At 43.1% G+C, this 24,467-nt stretch carries 23 protein-coding genes and 2 pseudogenes; 8 read left to right on the top strand and 17 right to left on the bottom strand.

Translation table 11 applies throughout. From position 1 onward, the window contains the following. Nucleotides 1-24: 24 nt before the first annotated feature. From HOP38_RS16105 to HOP38_RS16125, 5 genes and pseudogenes are all read right to left on the bottom strand, one after another. The gene (locus tag HOP38_RS16105; RefSeq protein ID WP_198558519.1) at nucleotides 25-1,392 is read right to left on the bottom strand and encodes a tyrosine-type recombinase/integrase; all 1,368 of its coding nucleotides are present in this window, start codon (nucleotides 1,390-1,392) and stop codon (nucleotides 25-27) included. After that, nucleotides 1,392-1,922, bottom strand: coding sequence for a hypothetical protein (locus HOP38_RS16110; protein WP_198558489.1), 531 nt, complete (start codon nucleotides 1,920-1,922; stop codon nucleotides 1,392-1,394). The genes HOP38_RS16105 and HOP38_RS16110 overlap by 1 nt, the downstream gene beginning before the upstream one ends. Before the next feature lie 11 nt (nucleotides 1,923-1,933). Beyond that, a complete protein-coding gene (locus HOP38_RS16115; RefSeq protein WP_198558490.1) occupies nucleotides 1,934-4,345 on the bottom strand; it encodes an integrase in 2,412 nt (803 codons plus the stop codon). Then, complete coding sequence (locus tag HOP38_RS16120) at nucleotides 4,339-6,675, bottom strand: hypothetical protein (protein WP_198558491.1); 2,337 nt, start codon at nucleotides 6,673-6,675, stop codon at nucleotides 4,339-4,341. Before HOP38_RS16120 ends, HOP38_RS16115 begins: the two co-directional genes overlap by 7 nt. Before the next feature lie 151 nt (nucleotides 6,676-6,826). Then, nucleotides 6,827-7,084 (bottom strand): annotated as a pseudogene (locus HOP38_RS16125) (ATP-binding protein); the annotation flags it as partial. Nucleotides 7,085-7,230: 146 nt separating this feature from the next. Between HOP38_RS16125 and HOP38_RS16130 the strand changes: the two are divergent. Genes HOP38_RS16130 through HOP38_RS16140 form a run of 3 tightly spaced genes read left to right on the top strand, consistent with a single transcriptional unit; the run spans nucleotide 7,231 to nucleotide 9,862 of the window. Beyond that, nucleotides 7,231-7,827: a hypothetical protein gene (locus HOP38_RS16130; protein ID WP_198558492.1), complete on the top strand. Its 597-nt coding sequence runs from the start codon at nucleotides 7,231-7,233 to the stop codon at nucleotides 7,825-7,827. Between the two features lie 5 nt (nucleotides 7,828-7,832). Then, complete coding sequence (locus HOP38_RS16135; protein ID WP_198558493.1) at nucleotides 7,833-8,240, top strand: hypothetical protein; 408 nt, start codon at nucleotides 7,833-7,835, stop codon at nucleotides 8,238-8,240. Between the two features lie 23 nt (nucleotides 8,241-8,263). Next, on the top strand, nucleotides 8,264-9,862 hold the full coding sequence (locus HOP38_RS16140; protein ID WP_198558494.1) for a recombinase family protein: 1,599 nt from the start codon (nucleotides 8,264-8,266) through the stop codon (nucleotides 9,860-9,862). A 167-nt stretch (nucleotides 9,863-10,029) separates the two neighbouring features. Here the strand turns inward: HOP38_RS16140 and HOP38_RS16145 are convergent, their stop codons facing one another. From HOP38_RS16145 to HOP38_RS16185, 9 genes are all read right to left on the bottom strand, one after another. After that, nucleotides 10,030-10,914 carry a TIR domain-containing protein gene (locus HOP38_RS16145; protein WP_198558495.1) on the bottom strand — a complete coding sequence of 295 codons (885 nt, stop codon included), beginning with the start codon at nucleotides 10,912-10,914 and terminating at the stop codon, nucleotides 10,030-10,032. Between the two features lie 196 nt (nucleotides 10,915-11,110). Next, nucleotides 11,111-11,416, bottom strand: a complete 306-nt coding sequence (locus HOP38_RS16150) for a hypothetical protein (RefSeq protein WP_198558496.1) — start codon at nucleotides 11,414-11,416, stop codon at nucleotides 11,111-11,113. 8 nt (nucleotides 11,417-11,424) lie between these two features. Next, nucleotides 11,425-11,787 (bottom strand): hypothetical protein, encoded by a 363-nt coding sequence (locus HOP38_RS16155; RefSeq protein WP_198558497.1) that lies wholly within the window; start codon nucleotides 11,785-11,787, stop codon nucleotides 11,425-11,427. Nucleotides 11,788-11,792: 5 nt separating this feature from the next. After that, a complete protein-coding gene (locus HOP38_RS16160; protein WP_198558498.1) occupies nucleotides 11,793-12,170 on the bottom strand; it encodes a hypothetical protein in 378 nt (125 codons plus the stop codon). 135 nt (nucleotides 12,171-12,305) lie between these two features. Next, entirely contained in the window at nucleotides 12,306-12,953 is a 648-nt protein-coding gene (locus tag HOP38_RS16165) for a hypothetical protein (RefSeq protein WP_198558499.1), read from the bottom strand. 12 nt (nucleotides 12,954-12,965) lie between these two features. After that, entirely contained in the window at nucleotides 12,966-14,045 is a 1,080-nt protein-coding gene (locus HOP38_RS16170) for an AAA family ATPase (protein WP_198558500.1), read from the bottom strand. Continuing rightward, nucleotides 14,017-14,187, bottom strand: a complete 171-nt coding sequence (locus tag HOP38_RS16175; RefSeq protein WP_198558501.1) for a hypothetical protein — start codon at nucleotides 14,185-14,187, stop codon at nucleotides 14,017-14,019. The genes HOP38_RS16170 and HOP38_RS16175 overlap by 29 nt, the downstream gene beginning before the upstream one ends. Further along, nucleotides 14,177-14,335 (bottom strand): hypothetical protein, encoded by a 159-nt coding sequence (locus HOP38_RS16180; protein WP_198558502.1) that lies wholly within the window; start codon nucleotides 14,333-14,335, stop codon nucleotides 14,177-14,179. The genes HOP38_RS16175 and HOP38_RS16180 overlap by 11 nt, the downstream gene beginning before the upstream one ends. Nucleotides 14,336-15,176: 841 nt before the next feature. Then, nucleotides 15,177-15,764: a hypothetical protein gene (locus HOP38_RS16185; protein WP_198558503.1), complete on the bottom strand. Its 588-nt coding sequence runs from the start codon at nucleotides 15,762-15,764 to the stop codon at nucleotides 15,177-15,179. Between the two features lie 285 nt (nucleotides 15,765-16,049). Between HOP38_RS16185 and HOP38_RS16190 the strand changes: the two genes are divergently transcribed. Continuing rightward, nucleotides 16,050-16,310, top strand: coding sequence for a hypothetical protein (locus HOP38_RS16190; protein WP_198558504.1), 261 nt, complete (start codon nucleotides 16,050-16,052; stop codon nucleotides 16,308-16,310). Here the strand turns inward: HOP38_RS16190 and HOP38_RS16195 are convergent. The 3 genes and pseudogenes from HOP38_RS16195 to HOP38_RS16205 form a co-directional block, all read right to left on the bottom strand. Continuing rightward, on the bottom strand, nucleotides 16,307-17,026 hold the full coding sequence (locus HOP38_RS16195) for a hypothetical protein (protein ID WP_198558505.1): 720 nt from the start codon (nucleotides 17,024-17,026) through the stop codon (nucleotides 16,307-16,309). The genes HOP38_RS16190 and HOP38_RS16195 overlap by 4 nt on opposite strands. Before the next feature lie 7 nt (nucleotides 17,027-17,033). Further along, complete coding sequence (locus HOP38_RS16200) at nucleotides 17,034-18,419, bottom strand: hypothetical protein (RefSeq protein ID WP_198558506.1); 1,386 nt, start codon at nucleotides 18,417-18,419, stop codon at nucleotides 17,034-17,036. A 149-nt stretch (nucleotides 18,420-18,568) separates the two neighbouring features. After that, nucleotides 18,569-19,229 (bottom strand): annotated as a pseudogene (locus HOP38_RS16205) (magnesium chelatase domain-containing protein); the annotation flags it as partial. A gap of 483 nt (nucleotides 19,230-19,712) precedes the next feature. Here HOP38_RS16205 and ilvG point away from each other — a divergent pair. The 4 genes from ilvG to ilvD are packed head-to-tail and all read left to right on the top strand — an operon-like array spanning nucleotide 19,713 to nucleotide 24,462. Next, nucleotides 19,713-21,359: an acetolactate synthase 2 catalytic subunit gene (gene ilvG / locus HOP38_RS16210; RefSeq protein ID WP_038224147.1), complete on the top strand. Its 1,647-nt coding sequence runs from the start codon at nucleotides 19,713-19,715 to the stop codon at nucleotides 21,357-21,359. Further along, a complete protein-coding gene (gene ilvM, locus HOP38_RS16215) occupies nucleotides 21,359-21,640 on the top strand; it encodes an acetolactate synthase 2 small subunit (RefSeq protein ID WP_006073039.1) in 282 nt (93 codons plus the stop codon). The genes ilvG and ilvM overlap by 1 nt, the downstream gene beginning before the upstream one ends. A 14-nt stretch (nucleotides 21,641-21,654) precedes the next feature. Further along, nucleotides 21,655-22,608 carry a branched-chain amino acid transaminase gene (locus HOP38_RS16220; RefSeq protein ID WP_006073040.1) on the top strand — a complete coding sequence of 318 codons (954 nt, stop codon included), beginning with the start codon at nucleotides 21,655-21,657 and terminating at the stop codon, nucleotides 22,606-22,608. Between the two features lie 12 nt (nucleotides 22,609-22,620). Continuing rightward, on the top strand, nucleotides 22,621-24,462 hold the full coding sequence (gene ilvD / locus HOP38_RS16225) for a dihydroxy-acid dehydratase (protein WP_198558507.1): 1,842 nt from the start codon (nucleotides 22,621-22,623) through the stop codon (nucleotides 24,460-24,462). The last annotated feature ends 5 nt before the right edge of the window (nucleotides 24,463-24,467 follow it).

The following is a 24,467-nucleotide window of genomic DNA, read 5'->3' on the forward strand; positions in this document are numbered from 1 at the left end:
TACATGACCGCTTGGTGATGGCTTTTACTCTGACGAAGATACAATGCTTTTATCTATATCAGATTGAAAAGCTGCCAATAGTTTCTTCATCTCACCGAGTGCTGCGATAGACGTTAACTCCTTCCTTGCTATCTGTTCTTCTAACAACTCAATCTGACGCTTTGCTAGGCCAACACTCGACTTTAGAGATACTGCATTATAAACCTCTGTGTAACCGTGAATATCTGCAAATGCTAGGTCAATGTAAGTATCTAAAGAGCTAAGCATTTTATGGCCCGTCCACTGCTGAAGCTGCATCTTAAACGTTTGTGTATGAAGCAAATGTTTTCGAAAATCATCTTTATCATTCACTTCTTTAGTTGCAAGAATAAGCTCTTTAAGCTTGTCTGTAATGAAAGCGTGTCTCCACAAGTGCGGGTGCAGTTCTCCTTCGATACCAAGCTCTTTTTTCCATGCGTTCATGTACGTTGTCCATGAATCGGCGGATAGGCGTAGACCTGTTTTTAAGCTGATAAAGAGGTAGTCATGCTGAACTTTCTTCTTTCTTGTTACTTTCTTGCGAACTTTGATGTAATCCGCAATCACTGATAATAAAATGTGTGGGACAGGTATCTTTCGAGTGGTGTTATCGTCTTTGCGTTTTAAAGTGGTAAGAGTAAGCATACCTGTGCGCCTAGCTTCCTCATAATCGGTCATGTTAATTAAATGAAGCTCAGATACACGAGCGCCTAGTTGCTCCATTGCAGTATATAACGCCATGTCCCTTCTGCGTTTGTCTTTGTTTTTCTGAGTCTTAATAAACTCCCATACACGCAAGGCATCTTCTTCTGAAACAGGGTGACGTTTCTTGATCTCATCTTTAGTTGGCACAGCAGAATGCGTAATTTTAGTGCCTTCAATAAACCCCTTGTTACCTTCCTGTTTGCGTTTGTAATGTTTTTCAAGTATCTGAATTGAGTTGCCTTTATCTTTACCAATAAAAGCACTCAAATCATGAAACGCTTGGATAAACTGCAAAAAGTCCAGACAGGTATGCGCAATCTTTATAACGGAGTTATTCTTGCGTTTTAGTTCGCCAAGTGGCGTTCTCTCTGCCTGTAGTGACTGAATGAAAAGGGTGAATGTTGCGTCTGTAAGTTGGCTAAATCGGCTCAATAGCGGCTGTTTTTCAATAAAGTGAACCAAGTGGATGATATCGTGGGCATACCCTCGAATAGTGTCACTTTTTAAGTTTCTCACAATCAAACTATGGATGTAGGCATTGGCTTCATAGCAAGGGGTATGATTACTGTAGGTTACGAAAGGAATATCCAGTGGCTTACGAAAGACAAGCTTGCCATCAAACCCAAGATGACTCCATTGCTCAAAGTTTTTAAGCTTACGAACCGCCATCATAACTCTCCATTCAAAGTGAAGTTCATCTGCGCTTCAATCTTCCTATTGTGCTCTCGATAAAGTTCCTGTCGTTCTTCTACTGTTCCTTCGTGATTCGCTAGTTGCTTTAGCCTAGAACGCAGCTCTGAAACCATAACGGTCAGTAAAGAATTAGAGCGCTGTGTTGCATCTAACTCTAATTCAAGCTCAGAGACTTTGTGATTTAAACCTACTACAGTTTGTTTGTTGCCTTTAGAAGCTTTCTCATTGTGATGTACAGCCTCTACCGCCAGCTTTGCATTAATACGAAGCTCATCTAATGATAAGAAGCCTCTCTCTAGAAGTGCTTCTGAAATGCTTTTTACTGTGTTTAGCGAGCACGGCGTGATATTACGCTCTTGATTCTGATATTTAGCGATACCCGATTGAGACTTGAGCGCCTTTAATAGTTCTTCATCATTTTTAAACTCAGCTGGGGCTGTGATGATTTCCCTCAACAGCTTTTCTGTCTCAAGTATTTTCGTTTGGTTTTTCTCTAAAACTTTCATTATCCCAATCCTCAATCAAGGTCTTTGATTTTTAAAATTAGATTAAAGGTATGAGTTGTATTTCCATCACCATCTTCGGTGGTGAAGAACTCTGGTTCAAGCGTGATTCGACCTTCTTCTAAAAGCTGAATAACCTCTGTTTCAATATCCTGCTCTTTTTGAAGTTGGCTTATATGAGGGACGGTTAGATAAGACTCATCATCGTAATCTTCTGCGGCTTCACTCACTGACTCTATCGTGATGGGTGTTGAACTATCACCTGTCAGGCGTTCTGCAATGATTTTGCGAACCTCTTCGATTCCTTCTAGCTTCGCAAGTTCAGAAGTGGAATCGACCACACCACGAACAATTACACTAGCTTTAGCTCCGTTTAGTACCGCCCCAGTTTCCGACTCAGAGATATAGTGGTATAGATGCTCCAAATCTGAGTGAACTAACATCCAACGCAGGGCGTCCATCCCATCAGTACCTTTAGACCAAAAGAACGCCATAGCAAAGAAACGTCTCAGTTGATGCTGACGGACATAATTACGGCGGTACTCACCGTTGCCGTAATCTACCAAATCCGTTTCTACGTAATCGCATAAAGCATCAAGGTGCGCATTATATGTTGAGCTAGAAACCTGGCTTAACTGCGAGCGCTTTGAATTGAGTTTGTTAAACAAAGATAACTTTCCTTTGCATAGCCTCAACTCACACGCTTTGATGTTAAATTGCTCCAGTTGCCAAATGAACCTTGCGATAGATAAGGGAATTGGTCTTTCTATTGTTGCGTTCAACCCTTTTGAGCCAGTTTTTTTTACCTTAAATATCAGGTTGTACTCTGTTTTTGCACCCGCTTCTGAAAAAGGGCTTACATCAGGTGAAAGGTTGCCATGTGACTTCAACTTGATTAATTCATCTTGTCTTCGAGCCATGATTGCACCCACTAAGACTTGTATTGCGCCTTGCAGTACAGAGAACAAATCAAACAAGCTCTCATTAGCTCGAATCCGCTCAAAGCGATTTTCAACGCTATCAGCAAAGGCTTGAACCTGCTTTACTCCTTTTTTCAGATATTCACTACTCAGACAGTTGATTGCCTCCGTTTGAAACCAGTACCCTTGCTCCGAACCAGACATCTCTCGATGCAACTCTTCATTCCAAGCTAGAACGTTTTCATTTGGGCGGAGTATATTGGAGTTTGTTGCAGTAGATTTGCTTCTTGCTGTAGACAGCAGACTTAATGTTTCATCGAGTAAAGTAGTAGAGCCTTCCTCTGTTGGTAGATGCTCTTTAGCAAACTCATAGCACTGACGAATTAAATTAAACACAAAAGTAGGCGGTAAGGTGCGGGTACGTCCTACTTTTTTTAAGCTAACTAACTGACTAATATGCCCCGAACTGACACGCTCGGACAAGATTGAAGGACTTGCCGCATCTTCACGCTCAAAATTGGTTTGAATCAATCGAATGGCTTCAATGTATTGCGAGATAGTCAGTTGATTCGTGCCTGTTGAGGTGTCTTGATTCTCAACCGCTCGATACTCTAAGTTTCGCTTTGGCGCTTTGAGATGAAGCTCTGGATATCTGGGGAGATTAATGTCGTGATAAAGCATCTTGCTATCAAACAACAGTTTACCTAGTACAGCACTGCTGCCAGTGTAATTTGTGGATTCTCCAGCGTGATAATAGCCTTGCTCAAAAAGCCAAGCACACGCCTTCTCTCTCTCTGCTAGAAATAAGAAACTTTCATCTTCCGCAATGTCTTGTGCAACGTAGGGGAACTTCTCTTTAAACGCTTGTGCGTCTGTATCAGAAACACTCTGAGAAGCGTTATTCAGTAATGCCTTGGTATGTTTATCAATCTCATACACACCTTGATAATTTCCGAGCTCGGCGTACTTCGTCAAGATGTTCAGCCAAAAGTCGTCATTTACATTCAGAAGGTGGTATTTTGATAGCTTCAATTCTTTCGAGTGCAGCAAGACCGCATTGATGAGAGCGATAACTTTGTTAACTTTTATAGAAGCCACTGTTGGACTGATAATCTTTCCACCGTTTTCAAGTGGATTATCTGTTGCTGTGATCCAGTATTTAAAGCTGTTTAACAGCTTTTGGTGTTTTTTATCCGTGAGCTTCTTACCATCATCCAAGTACACTGTATCCCAATGTATCGTTTTTGGAGTTTTGCCAAATGTTAGTACCCACTTGTTTTCAGGAAAGCTGGACTCTAACCATTCTGGTTGTCTGTCATCGTAACCGTAGATGCCTGTGTGAAAATTCGTGATGATATCTAATGCTCGATAGTCATCATTAGCTACTGAGAAATTGATAATATCTTCAAGAGTCTCGGCACTTAAGCCATTCAAAAGCGAATGGTCTTCCACGATGTTTTCAATGAGGTTAGCAATAGAGGAATTGTCGATAGCAACACTTAACATAGCAGCGCTCCCTTAATCGAGTCAGTATCTAGCATGTTATTGGTTGCAATATCAAGCATTCCCATTAAATCATCATCCGCACTATGCTTGCCTGAACTCAGGGTATCTAAAACAAACACTGCTGATTGATACCAGTGAGCAACAATATCTAAAAAAGATTCCTCATCATCACTACTCTCAACAACAAAGCGTATCGCCATCAACAACTGCAAAAGTGATGTCGATATAGTGTATGTTAACTGGTCAAACCCTAATGATTCTGAAACTTCACTGTCAGTAGTCGTCTGCTGAGTAAAACCATGATCGAGATGCTCTGGAATGTTGCTTATGCCGTGGTTATTTAAGAACTCTTCAATGTCTTGGGCGCTCATGCTCACCGCATCAAGTCGATACACTGAATCTTTCATGGCTTCAAGTAAAATAGCGTTCTGGAATTGACGTATCCAACGTGCGTTAAAAAAGTCCATAAGTGGTTTAGGAAGGTAAGATGTCAGTAGTTTTGCATCCTTCTTTTCATGACCAAGCGCCTCGGCAACAGCATCCATTGAGCGTGTTTTCAAGTAAATTTGAAAGCCTTTGTGTCGTCTAATGGAACGTAACGAATGGATACAGGAGATGGCTTGGATATCTTCCAAGGTTATGTCGCTGCTCTTATCAAAGAGTGTTTCATCTTGAAGCCAATCATAAAAATCATTTGCTGAGAGAAGAGTTGAATTGAGAGCGCTTGGGCGTATCGCAACGGTAGCGGTTGCGGTCAAAATCATCTTTCGCCAATTCACATCCCCTTTCTGCTGCAGGTGTTCACGGCTCATGCGAGTATGGCGAATCAAGAACTCAACTATAGGTTTAGAAAACTCATTGAGCACTACTTCTTGCTGCGCATTGGTAGGCCCTTTGCGTGATTTGTAACTGACCGCAATGTGCTGATTACCAACTTGCTTATAGCCCACCATATTGCCATTTACATCAAATAAGTCCCATTTTGCTAACCAAGAAGGTGTTATCAGAGGATGCTCCAGCACAAGAAGCGTCAAAAGAACATTCAGTGTTGATTTGGTTGGTAAATTTAACTCTGTGTTGAGTTGGTCAGCATTTCCGTGAAACCCCAAAAATGATGCATAGTTAGTATCTTTTGCAGCGATGCCGTGCGCATAAAAGGTTGCTACTGTATTATCTAACTTATCTTCACCGACAAAGTTTTTATATTGAGGGTTGTTGCTATTATTACTACTCAGTGGCTTGACAGAGCCAGTGCTCTGAAAGGCTATATTTCTATCCTCTCGCTCTAAAAGCTCCTCAAATTTCAAGAGACACACATGCCTGACATGCGCCATGTCTCGATCTACACGTTGCTGAATAATTGAAACAGCCTCTTCATCTTTAATTTTGAGTGGAATGTTAGCAAACCATCGAAGGTTTTCTGGCTGCGTCGCATTGCCACCAATTGAAAAGGTGGGTGCTGCATCTTTTGGGTCTTTCCAGACTGGAGCGATGAATGGTTTGTGAGGTTCAGCAAAAACACCTGTGCTGATAAAGCACTCGGTATAATAGGTAATGGTATTTCGCCACTTAGTATGAAAACCTTTTGGGCAGTTATGGGCTGCTTGAGAGCGCACAAATAGCACTTTAAACACCTTATGGAAAAGTAGCTGCACATGATTACGGCTTAAAAGGGTTTCTATTGTTAGTCCGTCTCGGTCGTTATAAACCGTGGAGATGCCCACAAAGAGTGTTTTGAGTTCTTTTAATGTAGAACTCAAAGATGATGATTTTTGTGTAAAAGCATAGTTTTTAAGAGCTAGATGAACCTTGTTGGTAAACGCTTCACCAAAATTAACATAAAGCGTATCCAGATGAGCCTCATGTTCTTTGCCTTCTTTTGACATCACCTGCCAACCATCAAGGTAGTCGGCTTTTGTTTTATCTATATTGAGCTTTCGGAACTGAGCTAGACAGCTCGAAACGTCTTCTGTGATTTTTAGATTCGTAAGCTTTACTTCATCAAGAGTTAAATGTTTATCTTGCGCAATGTAGCGGAAAAGTCTTTTGAGTTCATTGCCTAAGTCATATCTGCGCTTGATAGTGATATCATCATTGCTATATAAAAAGCCAATGAGCGACTGGAAGTGTGCATTAAGTGAGCTTGAATCATTCAGTATTTCCAATGCACTGTAGTTACCTTGTTTAACCAAGTAGCAGTATGCTGCATAAAGATTCAACATTGACTGTATTTGGCTTGAGGGTTCAGCAGCAAGCGCTAGGTAGTTAGAGTATTCGACTGACAATGCAGTTTTTAATAAAGAAAGCTCATTTAGTGTTTTTACATTCACAACCAAACCTCATACATTGACAACAAACTATAACGTTAGTAGTCAGAGTGATAGTTGTCAAAATAAATAAAGGACATTAGTGAGTGTTAATTCCAATTAAATTCAATGAATTACTATTACTTTGATAAATTAAAGTCATTGGGATAAACTGGATTTCGTCGAGGAATAGTAATCCATTATGTGCCAGAGAAATTTCTCCTGGTCTTGGTATCGAACCTCCGCCAACTAATGCAGCCATAGAACTCGAATGATGAGGGGCACGAAAAGGCCGCGTTTTCCAATTGTCTTCATTGATTTCTTGCTGCGTCAACGACGCGACCGAGGCAGTTTCCATCGCTTCTTGTTCGCTCATTTCAGGTAATAGGTCGCAAAGCCGTGAGGCCAACATGGTTTTTCCGGTTCCAGGAGGACTGAAAACACAATGAGTAATACAAAAATACTTACTATCTGGCAGTCGAATAGAAGCTACTTTTTAACCAGTTCGAACATCAAGTAAAATCTTGCACGAGATCGTTCATCGGTTGCCAAGGACTAGGCTTAAAATTGGAAACCAACATGAAAAAAATATCCTTGGCAATATCATTTGCATCAGCACTTCTTGCTACAAACCTACAAGCTCAGACCATTTACGCAGAGAACAACAAAAATGATTCTACTGTCGTCAAGAAAATCGAGTTCACCGACGGTACTCAAGGGTGTGACATAGAGAGACACAACAAAATCAGAATGCGTGAAAGGATTGGTGGTAGGAATTTTACCTTCGGTGACCTTAATACTATCGGTATAAGAGGCACACAAAACGGCAGTGGGTGGCTGATGATTGGCGCTCACAACCATCAATTCTCCAATTCAAATGGATACGCAGAGGTAGGTAGGTCAAGAGGTGCAAAAGCACTACTTGGAATGAAGACAAAAGTTGAACTTAATTTCTTCCGCAGCTACAGCAAAACACTTCCAAAAAATGTTAAGGGACTGTCTAGCAGAAGTATGAAAACCATTGAAGAGTGGCTTGATTTAATCGATTCAGATAATGGTCTTAAGATGTCCATCTATCAGGGTGCTCAAATACATGACGTGGTATACAGTCGCAATGTTTTCTCTAGAAAAGCCGTACATGCTTACAAACACTGTATGAACGAGATTGCGAGGTAGAGATAATGAAAGCTGAAACTACTGCTCTACTTTTTGCTGCTATAGCTGTATCAACATCAGCGTCAGCCAATCAATTCACTCAGTCTGACTTGGATAAGATGAACCGTGCTTTCTCTTCTATGTCTGGAAATAGAGTTGATGAGCATACTGTCCTAGCAAACATATTAGCCACTATGTATGACGATGCTGTTCTAGTTAAATATAACTTTATCGTAGATAATCCCGAATTTAGCGTAGCAGATTTCAAAACAGAGCCTGAATTCATTGATTACTTTAATAGTCATGCCAAATACCAATGCAATGGGTTTAAAGAAAACCTCTTGACTGCAGAAAATATCAACCATCTTCATATCTCATATAAGTATGTAGATACAAATTACGACCATTACGCTTTTGATTACCACTGTAAGTAGACAGCAGCCTAGAGGTAGTAGATGTGAAAAAACACCCATCAATAATCAGCTACAGCAGAGTTTCCAGCGCTAAGCAGTTAGCAGGTACAGGCATCGCTCAGCAGCGTGATAACAAGCTATTAGAGCACCTGAGCCAGAAGTATAACTTACCTATTGATGAACGTTCTTTCAGTGATGAAGGTCGAAGTGGCTACAAGGGCGATCACCTAGACCACGACTTTGGTAAGCTCCAAAGCCTCATCAAGTCAGGAGACATAGCTAAAGGCTCTATCCTTGCAATCACTAGCCTTGACCGTATCAGCAGACAACGAACCAATCACGCCCTTGAGCTTTTCCTCTCCGTCCTGAACAGCGGCATCCAAATCTATACTGCGATTGATGAAAAGCTATACGAGCCTGATAGCCCCAACCTAACTGGTGATTTGATTGTATCCATCATCATATTGGCTCAAGCCCATGAGGAAAGTTTAAAGAAATCAAAGCGTACAACTGGGCATGCACTGCAAATGATAAAAGAGCACAACGAAGGTAAACGCTCCTCTGAAGGATACGCCTACTCCATCAAATCAGTTGGCAGCGAACCATTCTGGGTTAAGGTTGAGAATGGTGTTGTTAAGCCTCACCCTAAACTCTATCAGGCAGCGAAGGACATCATTGCCCAAATCAAACAAGGCAAAGGCACTAGACGCATTCTCGTATACCTCCGAGAAACATACCCCCAACGTACTTGGTCTACTGAAATCCCATCAAAGATAACAAGCACTGATATGCTGGCTGGCATCAAAACCGTAAACCTAGAAGGTGTTGAGTACAGATTAACAAACTACTTTCCAGCGCTACTAACCTTGGATGAGCTTCACCAGTTACGAGCACTAAGACAGAAACGCCATACACCACGCTCTGCAAGCCAACGAATATCTGTAGTTACAGGAATGGACATTGCCTATTGTTCTAACTGTGGTGCAACCGTAGGCGCAAACTACGCTATATCCCGTGGTTCGATGACTTACTTCTGCAATGGTAAAAAACGACAAACCACTGATTGTGAAGGCTGGAACCTTAAATCAACCTATCTCGAAAAAGGGCTTATTCAGCTAGCTCAATGGATAATCTGGGACAGTGCCACCAAAGCTCAAACACCTGATTTCAGCGAATTGGAGCAAGCCATATACGAAAAAGAAACTCAGCACCAAGAAGCCTCTGATTTGATGGCTGAATACGGCGTCAGTAAAGCTGCATTGCTTCAAACACAACAACTTGAACGAGACATCCAACAACTCAACAATGAGCTCTCAGCAGCCAAATTGGAAGCAGTAGCACTCCCTCAAGCCACCAGCGAAGATTGGTCAAAGATAGACATTAGTTTTCTCGATGTACACGAGGACGATAAACGCCTACAACTTCGGGAGTTAATACGCTCATCCTTCAGCAAAATAGAACTATACAAAGTTAATCGAGGTGAACTCACAATAGCCGTGTTCGTTGGAGATACCCCTGAGCCATACAACATCATAATCAAGAATGGGAAAGTACACGTTTACCACATACCAACCGCGCCAGTGAGTGAGCATGCAATTGACAGCGACACCTACGACAAGGATGAGATTAACAGTTGGTTTTAGAAACTCAGCACATTCAGCATGACTTACAAGATGCTGTATTACAGTGCGTAAATGCTGAATTTCTCGTGTAACGAGCTCTATCGCTAAGAAGCTGTGCCGTAATACAAGCGCTGCCTCTGGAAAGATTACAGGCATAAAAAAGGAGCCCTCGCGGCTCCTAATTATCCTCAAAAGGGAATGTCATCATCTGTGTTTACAGACTCTTGTGTTGGTGACTGCCATTGTTGAACAGGCGGCATTAGGTTTTGTTGCGGCTTTTGTTGGGGTTTCGGGTGTAGCAAATGCTCATTGTCCAATAGATAGTCAACACCATCAGCAGTCACCGAGAAAGCAAAATACTCCTCGTTGTTGTACTGTTCATCTATGGCAATACGCTTGTCGATTAGCCCCATTCTTTCAAGCTTGACTGTCGCAATGTTTAGTAAGCTATCGTCTATGTACTTTAACTCATTAAACACGCCCCACAATCCAACACCCTCAGTCGAAGTGTTGTAGCTTTTCATAAGCTCCGCTAACAACGCGTGCTCTGGTTCTCCCATCTTGTACTTATAGTTCACTTGCCTTCTCTCTTGGGCTGGCGTGTCTATATTCGGAGTCAACAACCCAAGTCGTTTAACTTCGTTTCTTATCTGAGTGCAAGGATGGTTTACCGCTGCCTCTAAGTTACCGTCAGACCTATTGCCTTCATATTCGGCTGGGTTCAATCCAAGTAAGTCAGAAGGAAGATGCAACTTCTCGCCCCTTGGCTTCACCATAAAGCAGCGTTCTTTACCCAGCGTACCTGTAAACAACCCCAACTCAAACACAACGTTATCCCTAACAATACGCTTTGTTTGGTCTCTAATGGTACTTACGTCATCTGGTGTAAATACAAAAATAGCGAAATCCACTGACTCCGCCTTTTTAACCAAGTCATCAATTGTATTCTGGGATAGATTAAACCCATCTTTCCATACAGTGACTTCTGCCTCGTGGTCTAAGTTTGAATTAATGGCATTCGCTACATCTAAACTTTCAGCGGCAGAAGCAATGAATATTCTTGGTTTTCTCATTTGTTATCCCTGAATCCAACTACATGATATTGGTGATAGATTACCAGATTCAACATGGTTTCATAGCGCACATGGCACATAATAGAACAGAGAATCCCATCGCATGCAGAGACACGTAAGCACTCGGTTTATTCGCTTGTTAACGGTGCTAACCAACAAACAAGTCTACCAATTAGCTTCACCGACAACTGAAACCCTAGCGCTTCCAAACAACACGCATCTGAGTTCTCTCTCCGTGGTAGTTGGTAACATTCACCTTGCCTTTGGCGTTAGGCTTCAACACACGACGACTGTTCTTATTTCGAATCAATCCTGAAACCTTACTGCGCTCATAGTTAGGATACATTGTACCTTCATCATCTTCGAGGTCTTCCCACTCTTCAGCGGCAAAAAGCTTAGTGCCTTTTGAAAGATAACCTTCTGGTAATCCGTGTTCTTTTTCTAGGTTTTCTATACCCTTAGCCAGTGCTAAATAATCAACCCTAATAGTTTGCTCTGTCATATATCCCCCTATGCTGCTTCAAGCTGCGCGATAACTTTCTTTCGTTGTTCTGGTGTTAATGTTGCTGGCTTGTCTTCCGCAGCCACATCATCAAGTTCTATCATTGTTGGTGTGTTTTTCAGCACCATCTTGACCAGCATATCCATCGCTTTTTGCTGTAACGTTAGCTTGTCTTTCACATACTCCAACTGCTCAAAATCAGGGTGACTGCCCGTAGCCATCCCCACCAAACTCTCAACCCAGTCGTGGTTTGTTTTATCCAGCGCCTTATTAAGTGCTTGGTAAGTCTTCGCTGCTAACTTGTTGCGTGGACTGTTCTTTCCAGCGTCGTTACCTTTAGTAAAACGCCCTTTGCTATCTCTACCTTCCATTGGCATTAACCTCCCTGTTGTTCCGTATTGCGGGCTTCTTCAGCCGCTGTTGCTCTTGCCTGTTTCCTGAAAAACTCAACTACTAAGTGGCTATTGGTCTCTCTTTCAGCGTCATCTGCAATGGCATTGTATTCATCAGCGGTAGGCTTTCGACCACCAGCACAGTAGCGCTCAAACAACCTCGTCCAGCTATCACTTTCCCCATACTTGCACACCGTGTAGCACATCTGCTTTCTGAACTCTATGTGGTCAGGGTTGGCATACATAATCAGCAACTCATCATCTGTTGCTCTTTCAATAACACTCAACTTGAACATTGTGTCTGCTTGCTTTAACCAAACATCCTCTTCAATCCAGTGTTCTTTTACTTGTTTCATTTCCATAAATAGTGCGCCTCCATGCGCCAAAGAGCCGCCAAATAGCGACTCCCTTGTTGTTTTTTACCGTGTCATATCAGCAAACTCAGCAAGAAATACCAAGCTGCTGTGTAACAGTGCGTAATTGCGTAATTTCTGAGGTTAAACCTTCCCAAACATCGCTGGCGATACCTGCCAGTAACTACCCTCAAGCTCCTGCTCTAACTCAGTTGGGGTCATAGTCTCAACGCCACTCTTCCACAGTTTGGTGAGCGTCTTCTTGACGTAATCCCCATCCGCTAGGTGATGGTTGAGTTTCGGGTCTACCACAATCACTCTTACTTGGATTGGCTCCTCCCCTTCTGGGGTCTCACTAATAGCTCGCTCTCGGTTGTGGTGGAGCATGGTTATCATTTTGTATATCGAGTGATTCCAGCCATAGCGAGAAGCAATGTACTGTTGTTGCCTACCAGTCAGAAAACCCCAAGCTCTGCGTCTATCAGCGTCCACTTTGGGGTCAAAGGAATCTCGCATCGCTGGTGGTAATCGCTTGATAATCTCTCGACCTTTCTGGTTCTCAGCGGCTTCTCTACCACCTCTAGCACCATTCGTGTTCAACATAACCCCATTCTTATATTCCAAAAGGATTAGCTCTACTTGGCTTTCTTCCTCATCTTCTTGAGTAGCCTTCCTCCCCATCATCACCGCATCAGGTATGGTGAAGTGTTCTATCCCTAGGTTATCGGTCGAAGGTAGTTTGATGTTTTGTTTAATCAAGCCGGTACAATCCATGAACTCTTGCTCTTTCATTCAGTGCTCTCCTTAAAATGGTCTTTGGTGGTCAGAAGTGCCTAGGTCTAAAGGCGTTACATCCGTTGTCACGCTCTCTTCTGGCGATGTTGGGTTATTTATCCATGCTGCCATGTCTTTCTGTGTAGCTATGCCTAGGTCATCCTCCCAGTACAAGAACCACTCCTTCCCTGACTTCCATAACTCAGCGAAAGTTGGTTTATTCCCTACACCGAAGTCTAAAATGCCATTCACAGCACTCACTCGCTCTCGTGAGCCAGCTCCCTCAGATAAAGCATCAAGAGCATCTTTCACGCTTCTCAATTGAGCCTCTTTCACGGTGTGCACATCTTCAACTTCAAAACCATCAGCGCCAACCACCAAGCTTTGCTCAGTTACCCAGCGCCCCCAACCCTCACCATCTCGGCATTTCTCTGGTTGTAGCTGCCAAACACCTCGTTGGTTTTGAGTAACCCCAAGAGTTCTATCAAAAACAGTAATTGCGTTACTGCTACCTGCGTAAACCGTATCCTCTCCTTTGTTGGCATGGTGAATCACTATCACAGTGCAACCAACACCTCTCAGCGAAGTAACTAAGCTATTCACTGGCTGCCAAGAGTCCATACTGTTTTCATCACTCATCATGAACAGTGTTCGCACTGAATCGAGCACAACCAAGTCATAATCTTTCGCCATTCTCAAAACTTCCCCTACATCTGCTTCAATGCATAGGTTCCAAGGTTCTGGGCTATTAACAACGGCACAGTAAGTAATGTTCTCGTTAGCCCCAAGCTGCATCATTCGAGCTTGAATAGACCGATTACTCATCTCTCCGTCTAGATATAAAACCTTCTTACCTACTGCGCACTCACGCCCAATAAACTCACCTCGATGACTACTCAAAGCCTCAATGAGAGAGTAAGTAAAAAGACTCTTACCACTTCCTGACTTGCCATAAACCATCAGGCTTTCACCTTCAGTCAAAAGTCCTTCTATCAGTGGTGTATGGGGGATTTCTTGGGTAAGCCACCAAGCTGGTGGAAGAGGGGAAAATTTATTAATTGCTCTAGCTTTTTTCAGAGCATTATCGGGTGTTGCTGTCTCGTTTGGCATTGTCTGGTAGCTCCTCATAAGCACGGTCAATCAAATCTAATACAGCCCTCGTTGGGCTTACGTTGTTGTGTGATGCGACACACTTAGCTTTGGCAACCATTCCGTGCCTGAGCTGTATGCGCATGTTGTCGTTACTTGTCATTTTCCTTCTCCAATAGTTCGTTAATGAAATCGGTGACCCCGCCTGCTTTGCGGTCTTCACCATGTTTTTTAGCCATCTCTTTCTTCTCCTTCTTGCAGTGTTTGGTCAGTACTAGATAACCAACCTCCTGCCATTGCTTAATATTCAAGTCGTTGTCACCTCGCATTTACGTACATTCAGCAAAGAAACCGAACTGCTGTTTAACAGTGCTGAAATGCGTAATTCTCAAGAAGTACTCCTCAGGAAGCACCTGAGGTATATCTCTTACTATCCTTGTTACTCGCTCACTTCGTTCACCTCGCTACACTTCGGCAAGCTACGTAACTTTTCAGTGTTACTGTATTTAGATTACGGAAAACTACTCTTTTTGTGACATCAAGGAACATCAAATCCATACTTATATATAACGGGATAGGCACGTTTTTGTGATAAATGAGTCCTCCTAATTTCCTGTGCCACTCCGTTAGGGCTGATATATACGCATGATTACCAAAGCCGAAAACCCCTAGATGTAAGAATCTATGAATGGATTACGTATCTATTGGGTAGGTCAAATAGGCGAAGTAGGCTTGATAGGCAGCAGAAAACGTCACTCCTAAGTAAACAACTAGGAATGACTTCTCAACTAGCTGGCGTTGAGTGAAACTGCATAAATGGTGAATATCGAGACGTGCTCTATAGCTGAGCGATTAGGTAGGTTTTAGGCGCTTCTGTGTGAAATCTGAATGAACTTGCTGTAATTAGTGTGCTTCCATAAAAGCAGAGTAATGACAATTTAACATAATAGATATAATCCGCCTCTAAGCTCAAATAATCAGCACCAAATTCATCTGTAAGCTATTGATATGTAAGTTCTAGGTTTTAAGGTCTGACAGCGCTAAATCAGGCTGTTTTAAAACAAAATGGCATCTTGATTAACTACCCAAATTACACGCATAAAAAAGCCCATCAGTTTCCTGACAGGCTTCTGCATCAAACAACTTGGATTTTTACTTGCTGGCTAGCAAACCACTCTTTTTCATTTCAGCAACCAAGCCTTTGGCTACACCCTCTGACATTGCTTTAGCTCCAGTATAAAAAGTACCTTGAGCCTCAAGTTCCACATCAGTGACCCAAATCAACTCACCATCTGATTGATAAAGCTTACCGTTAACAGTGGCATAGTTATTTGAGGAATATACGGGAGTGCTGTACGTGCTCGTACTTGCTGTCGCATAGCCAGTGCTCCAAGCATTCACATTAGTATTGCTGTTGGTGATAGAACCAGAGTATCTAATGTTTTCTTGTCCAATTCGACCAGACACTACAAGTACATGAGTGACACCATTCGCCCTAAGTGCATTAGGTATTTCGGATTCATCCTTAATAAACTCAAGAACTCGATTCAGAGCTATAGCTTGTGTTCCTTTGGTATTTATCTCGTCCACAATATTCTTTTCAGTGCGAGTATCATTCGGAACAAGAACACCGACTTTTTCAACACGAACGTTAGTAGCCGTTGGGCTGAAACGAGAATCACCACTTGTTGATTGACAGCCAACTAGAACCAGTACCAATAATAGATACAACCTTTTCATTTACTCACCACCCTTTTAACTTTGTGTTTTTATTAGCTTCTTAGGGTTAGCTACCCCTCTTCCCCCTTTTGGGTAAAAAGAAAAAGTGCATTGGGCACATACCCTAAAACCTCAAATCTAAACTTGATGTCACTAATGCAAAAAATAGGTTCTTAATAACATTCGAATACGTAAGGAATGTTGCTTAAGTAGTAAGACCTAAACTGCAACTCGCAAATATTAAAACCATACAGGCTTTCTTTATTCAAGGCGGCTATAAAAGCCTTAGTATTAAGGAGAATATGTATGCTTTATTGCGTAACAGACTGGTACAACTATCAGCTAGTCGAAGCCAACAGTCCTTTACACGCTGCTCAACAGCTAACTAAACGACTTGATATTAGAGAAATCCATTCTGACGAGCTCACTCAAAGCAGTGTGACTTGCGCCATGAGTGCCAGATATGAAGGGTATATAGAGAGAGTATTAGAATCTTGCAGTGATGATATGGCGAGAGTGCTCATACTAAACCAGTACAAACACACTCACCATTTCCAAATAGTTTAGTTTATTGACAGTACGAGACTACCCAGATTTCCAAGAACGTAAGAAATGAAGAAAGCAAGACACAAAACTAGAATGCTTGTTACTATGAACAGTTCTATATGTTTGTTTTCCAGTGGGTCTTTACCTGATTTGTTGTACTTAACAAGTGCTATGGAAATTACCAATAATGCAGCCCCTACTAAAAGATATGTCCACCATATTGATATCAATCCGAAATGGGTAAGAACAAACACCACTATAGCTAGAGAGCACACCTTGGAAAGTATCTTAAACCCCTCCTTATAGGTCTTATCTTTGTTTAGTTCAATAACACCTTCATAAGCTAAAAATATGGAGTAGTAGATAAATACAGTCCCAATAGACAGATAACCAAACTGGTTTCCTAACTCTCCGGTCTCCCACGCATAGAAGAGGTAAGCCAGATTGATACCAAAGCCAACAGCAGAAAACTTAGTGACAGCCCGCGCGAACTTCCTGAAAGGGTAAGCCCCCATTAGTATCAGTGAAAGGAATGCAACATAAAGGCTATAGATGACTAAATGTAGGGAGTTACCTGCCTCTATCATTTTGGGAACAGCTAAGCTTGGATTAACAGAAATTGAAACAAAATAGAGAAGCAGTGAATACACTACTCCATATTTCAGCTCCTTACACATACGCTTACGTGCAGTATTAAAGAACTTCAACTTACGTTGGGTTTTGGGGTTATCTAGCATAAGTGTCTTAGCCAACCTTTTGCTCAGGAACAGAAGATATCGGATTGGCTTTTCGCAGCTTCTTACCTGTTGTTTCAAGAGTGCTTCCACCAAGAGGTAAAGTCACTTTATCAGCGGTCTTAACCAAAGCTGCGGCAATCTGCTCGGCTGGGTGTAGTAACTCTTTACTCGGAGTATCTTTCGGCTTAAACAGACCTTCGGTCAGTGCTTCAAGCAATCGAGGTGGGATATCTCCGTCTTTCTTTTCGTTCCATTCCAGAGACATCTCGACTGCAAGCTGTGCTCGATTCAAGTCACGTATAAAAATCTGGTTATCAAGCTCTTGTTGGGCAATACGGTCAGCCCAACTGTTATGCCAACGAATCAAATACACAATTGATGAAATAGCCAAAGCAGAGCTTGCTAGGATTCTGAAGTATAAGAAATAAGTGAACTGAGATGTAGGCGTCGCTATTGTTGCATTTTCCTTTATCTTACCCTCTATCATCGCACTTATGAGAGTAGCTTGGTTACTTAATTCTATGTTGTGCATTGACCACAGTTCATAAAGAGAAAGGACTAAACCAACAACTCCAATAGCAACTAAAGCCATCGCAAATTTAACTGCTTTGTTTGAACGCTCAGTAACATTAGCTGAGAAATTAAAGCCTCTCGCTTTTATCTGTGCTTCATCCAGTGTTCGAGTAGTAGTTTTACGACGAGTAGAAGTGTTATCTGCATCATCAATTTTCTTCTGACGTTCATCCAACTCTTGTCTACGCTGGTTGTATTCTGCTTCTAACTCAGAAACTTTCTTAGAATACGCATCATCTTGAGCATTAACCTTCTCAGCAAAATCTGCTCCGCGGTCATCAAGGAATTTCTGCTTATCTCGCTCTAAGTCTTGAACTTGCTTAACTTGCTTTTCAATTAACTCAGCGCTCATTCCCTCAAGTCTTTTTAATACTTCATGGTGAGCAGAAGCAATCTCAAGCGCATTATCACTATTAGCACTAAATGTCGGTGCAGCGTGCTCTAGTATGAGCGCATTCAAGTTCCGATAAATATAATATGCAGTATCAGAAACTGCATATCTGCTCTCTGTTACCTCTAACAAATCGATAAAACTCTCTTTGCTTCTCTTGTAGATAACACTTGAACCATTCATGGATTGGTCAGAAAGGTATATCTCACTTATCGTTGTAGAGAGTTGATGTCCCTTCCTGATAGAGTCAATTAAGTCTTTATGGTCACTAGCACCCCGAACATCAACTGTTACTTGCAAACCTGACAATTGAACTAGACAAGTGGCTTCATCGCTTAAGCCATAGTCTTCATGCTTGAGGAGGATATTATCAATAAAGAACTTAACTAACTCTTTATCGCTCACTCGTGGGACTGACACACTACCCATTACCTTTCCTTGAGTTTATAAAGAAGAAACCTATGCCATAGTTTACATATTCAATCTAATAAAGAACAATGACTTAAGTGAAAACTGATAACATCGTCTTTGCTGATGGCTTATTCTTGCGATACCCTACGTCTTCCACAGTGTTTTTTTGGTGGACCGAGAAAGAGTAGGTTGTGATTTCCGGCTGCGGCAATCTCTAAAGCTCGCTTTCCCTGTTGTTGGCCGATGATATCCTGTAAATCGCGTGTTTTCGGCACCATCTTTATCTGTTTAGTGTCGGTATATAGGGATAAAGCTTGTTGGCCCATCAAATACGCACAGACATCGAGTAGACCTGATGCTGATTTATGGTGCTCTCGGCCAACCAACGCCGCCTGATTACCATTGCCTTCTGGCACCACTAAGCATCGACGGCTTTTGTTAGCGGCGAGTGCAGCAGGTAAAACACCTTTGACGACTCTTAGCTCTCCAGAAAGCGCTAGCTCGCCAACAAATTCATGTGAGAGTAGCTTATCGTGAGGTAACTGATCAGACGCCGCCAAAATACCTAACGCAATAGGAAGATCAAATCGCCCCCCCCTCTTTAGGCAGATCCGCAGGAGCGAGATTCACCGTGATTCTCTTCGCCGGAAACTCAAATCGTGAATTGATGATGGCACTACGTACTCGGTCTTTAGATTCCTTAACTGTCGTCTCTGGAAGTCCTACCAGTGTAAAACCGGGCATACCATTACTGATGTGGACTTCAACCGTAACCAAAGGTGCTTCAACACCAACGCTCGCTCGACTATAAATAATCGATAATCCCATGAAATCCCTTTTTCCTTCCAACTTCTCTCACTTAGATGGTTAAAAGTCAGAGTTTTATATATACCCCATGTTATACAGCCATATTTAATGCTGAGTAAATGTGAAAAAAGTATGATTTTTTGCTTGTCAGGTAACAGAAATTTGTGATACCACTAGTGACGCAAACATTTTCGTTAGAAACAACACAACGATTTAGAAACAAGATAATGACTTTTAACGCTCACTCTCACACTCTGATTAGCCTGATTATTGTGGTCCTGATTGGTACCGCACGGGGGCATGTGGGCGGAAAATAACCACGAGATTCAAAAAACCCCCGCACTGAAAAGTCCGGGGGTTTTTTTACAAACTCAAAATATAAATTTGATAGTGATCACTCATAGAAACCCTCTCGGTGGATATGACAGGAAGAAATGGAGCACACAATGTGCAATCGAACGACAAACAGTCACGACAGCAAGCGTGACACCCAAGGAGGCTATAATGACAGGTGCTGAATTAGTTGTAGCCGCATTGAGACAGCAAGGCATTGAAACGGTATTTGGCTATCCTGGTGGAGCCATCATGCCAATCTACGATGCTCTGTATGATGGTGGTGTAGAACATATCCTCTGCCGACACGAACAAGGCGCTGCAATGGCAGCCATCGGACTGGCAAGAGCCACCAAAGACGTTGCTGTTTGTATGGCCACCTCCGGCCCCGGCGCCACCAATCTCGTAACCGGCCTCGCCGACGCTTTTCTCGATTCGATCCCTCTCGTAGCTATCACTGGTCAAGTTGCCAGCTCCCATATCGGTACTGATGCATTCCAAGAAATGGATGTGATTGGTATGTCTCTCTCATGCACGAAACATAGCTATCTGGTCACGGATATTGAAGAGTTAGCTCCAACTCTTGCCGAGGCATTTGAAGTTGCTAAAACAGGCAGACCTGGCCCTGTTATTGTCGATATTGCTAAAGATGTCCAACTTGCTAATGCTCCGGTTGATGTCCTTCCCCCGTTTACGCCACCAGCGATCCCTGTTGCTTCGTCAGAGCAAGTCCAGTTAGCACAGCAACTGCTTGATCAAAGCTCTCGCCCAGTTTTGTATGTAGGTGGTGGTGTGCAACTTGCCGATGCCACAGAGTCTGTACGTGAGTTTTTACGCCTCAACCCTATGCCAAGTGTCAGCACACTAAAAGGCTTAGGTACTATTGAGAGACATGACCCACACTACTTGGGAATGTTGGGCATGCACGGTACCAAGGCCGCAAACTTAGTCGTTCAAGAATGTGACCTTTTAATCGTGGTTGGTGCTCGTTTTGATGACCGCGTGACCGGAAAACTGGATACCTTTGCTCCTCATGCAAAAGTGATTCATATCGATATTGATGCTGCGGAATTTAACAAGCTCAGACAAGCTCATGCTGCATTACGTGGTGACATAAACGTCATCTTGCCACAGCTTGAACTGTCAAAAGATATTGCTCCTTGGGTACATCACAGCGAGAGCTTACGCAGTGGTTTTAAATGGCGCTATGACCATCCTGGAGATTTAATTTTTGCTCCACTGCTCCTTAAACAGCTATCAGACATGATGCCTGAGTCTTCAATTATCTCAACGGACGTTGGCCAACACCAGATGTGGGCAGCACAACATATCCAGCCTAGATTGCCTGAGAATTTTATTACTTCGGCTGGTCTCGGCACTATGGGCTTTGGTCTTCCAGCAGCAATGGGAGCAGCAGTTGGTCGCCCTGACGACCAATCAATTCTAATTACTGGTGACGGTTCATTCATGATGAATGTTCAAGAACTAGGCACACTGAAGCGCCGTCAAATACCCGTCAAAATTGTGCTGTTAAATAACCAACGTCTTGGTATGGTTAGACAGTGGCAATCACTGTTTTTTGATGGTCGACACAGCGAAACGATTTTGGATGATAACCCTGACTTTGTCATGCTTGCTAAAGCATTCGATATCCCAGGTAAAACCATTACTCGTAAAGAAGAAGTTGAGCCTGCTCTCAAAGAAATGCTAGAGAGCAAGACCTCGTACATGCTTCACGTGTTAATAGATGAAGAAGAAAATGTATGGCCTTTGGTTCCGCCAGGTGCCTCAAATAGTGACATGTTGGAGAATACCTAATGGACAGATACTTATTAGACATCAAAGCCGATGACAAACCTGTCTTGCTAGAGCGCGTATTACGCGTTATTCGCCACCGTGGCTTTATCATTAAACAAGTGGCTGCAACACAAAACCATGAAAGTAAGATTGCCAGTGTTGAGATCATTGTTGATAGCGATCGCCCTATCACGACCTTGATCAATCAGATTGAGAAGCTTTGGGATATTCGTACCATCGAGGTGACAGAGCTTAAACACAACGAACTGACCAATCACAACCTACAAGAACAAAGTGCATAAGGAAGGAATGCTAAATGGCTAAAAGTACAGCAGATTTTATTTGGTTTAATGGTGAGATGGTTCCATGGGCTGAGGCGAACGTTCACGTCTTAACTCACGCAATGCATTATGGTACTTCTGTTTTTGAAGGGGTTCGTTGTTATAACACACCTAACGGCCCTGTGGTTTTCCGTCACCCTGAGCACGCCAAGCGCCTTAAAGATTCCGCTAAGATTTATCGCTTCCCAATTCCTTACACAGAGGAAGAAATCATGGAAGCAACCCGTGAGACACTACGCCAAAATAAGCTTGAATCCGCTTATATTCGTCCATTAGGTTTTGTCGGTAACGTTGGTCTAGGTGTTTGCCCTCCAGAAGGCACGCAAATGGAGCTCATCATTGCTGCTTTCCCTTGGGGTTCTTACCTAGGTGAAGAAGCACTAGCAAACGGTGTAGACGCAATGATATCAAGTTGGAACCGCGCCGCGCCAAATACCATTCCAACTGCAGCAAAAGCTGGTGGTAACTATCTTTCTTCATTGCTTGTTGGCGGTGAAGCACGTCGTCACGGTTATGACGAAGGTATTGCTCTCAGTGTCGATGGTTATCTATCAGAAGGCGCTGGTGAGAACATTTTCGTAGTCAAAGATGGCGTCATCACGACACCACCAGCAACCAGCGCGATCCTACCAGGTATCACTCGCGACTCAATAATGACGATTGCGAAAGATATGGGCTACGACGTTCGTGAAGCTAACATTGCTCGTGAAGCACTTTACCTAGCAGACGAAGTATTTATGACCGGTACCGCTGCTGAAATCGTTCCGGTACGCAGCATTGATAAAATCGATGTTGGTACAGGTAAACGCGGTCCAATTACCAAAGTTATGCAAGATGCGTATTTTGGCCTATTCAATGGCACCACTGAAGATAAGTGGGGCTGGCTAGATTACGTATACCCAGAACAGAAACCAGCATCAGCAAAATAAGGAAGAAGTACAATGCCTAAATACAGATCAGCCACCACAACTCATGGTCGCAACATGGCTGGTGCTCGTGCACTTTGGCGTGCAACTGGAGTCAAAGAAGAAGATTTCGGTAAGCCAATTATTGCTGTTGTAAACTCGTTTACTCAATTTGTACCGGGACACGTTCACCTTAAAGACCTTGGCCAACTAGTCGCCAAAGAAATTGAAGAAGCGGGCGGTATTGCCAAAGAATTCAATACCATTGCTGTTGATGATGGCATCGCAATGGGTCACGGCGGAATGTTGTACTCACTGCCTTCACGTGAGCTCATTGCCGACTCTGTAGAGTATATGGTCAATGCTCACTGTGCAGACGCCATGGTATGTATCTCCAACTGCGATAAGATCACTCCGGGAATGCTGATGGCTTCAATGCGCCTGAACATTCCAGTGATCTTCGTTTCTGGCGGCCCAATGGAGGCTGGTAAAACAAAGCTTTCTGATCAGATCATCAAACTCGATCTGGTTGATGCCATGATCCAAGGTGCCGATCCTACGGTTTCTGATGAACAAAGCGAGCAAGTTGAACGTTCAGCATGTCCAACTTGTGGTTCTTGCTCAGGCATGTTCACTGCCAACTCGATGAACTGTCTAACAGAGGCTTTAGGTCTCTCTCAACCAGGTAATGGCTCACTACTTGCAACTCACGCAGACCGTGAGGTGCTGTTCAAAAATGCTGGTAAACGTATCGTTGACCTAACTAAGCGCTACTACGAGCAAGATGACGCGACTGCCCTTCCACGCAACATCGCCACCAAAGATGCTTTTGAGAACGCGATGGCGCTTGATATCGCTATGGGGGGCTCAACCAATACGGTGCTTCACCTATTAGCAGCCGCTCAAGAAGGTGAAGTGGATTTCGATATGGAAGATATCGACCAAATGTCTCGCCGCGTCCCTAACCTGTGTAAAGTGGCACCTTCCACACCTAAGTATCACATGGAAGATGTACACCGTGCTGGTGGGGTTATCGGCATTCTGGGTGAACTAAATCGTGCAGGCTTGCTTAATAGCCAGACTAAGACTGTTCTTGGCCTTACGATGGAAGAACAACTCAATCAATACGACATCATGTTGACGGATTCCGAGGAAATTAAGTCGTTCTATCGCGCAGGTCCTGCTGGTATTCGCACCACTCAAGCGTTCTCTCAAGATTGTCGCTGGGATACCTTAGATGATGATCGTGAGAATGGCTGTATTCGCACAAAAGACAACGCCTATAGCCAAGATGGTGGTCTCGCAGTGCTGAAAGGTAATATTGCTCTAGATGGCTGTATTGTTAAAACAGCTGGTGTAGATGAAGGCAGCCTAGTATTCCAAGGCCCTGCTGTTGTTTTTGAAAGCCAAGAAGATGCGGTTGATGGCATTTTGGGTGGTAAAGTAAAAGCAGGCGATGTTGTGGTTATTCGCTACGAAGGACCAAAAGGCGGTCCGGGTATGCAAGAAATGTTGTACCCAACCACATACCTAAAATCGATGGGCCTTGGTAAAGAGTGTGCACTTCTTACTGACGGTCGATTCTCTGGCGGTACTTCTGGCCTATCTATCGGTCACGCCTCTCCGGAAGCGGCAAATGGCGGTACTATTGGACTTGTCAAAGACGGCGACACTATTAGCATTGATATCCCGTCACGCAGCATCACATTGGATGTCGCTGAATCTGAGCTTGCTACTCGACGCGCAGAGCAAGACCAGTTGGGCTGGAAACCTGCTGATCGCGAACGTACGGTCTCTTTAGCACTTAAAGCTTACGCTAACCTTGCAACCAGTGCAGACAAAGGTGCGGTGCGCGATAAGTCGAAACTCGAGGGCTAACAACA

Origin of the sequence: Vibrio mediterranei (genome assembly GCF_013364395.1) — a bacterium.
GTDB classification, from domain to species: Bacteria; Pseudomonadota; Gammaproteobacteria; order Enterobacterales; family Vibrionaceae; genus Vibrio; species Vibrio mediterranei.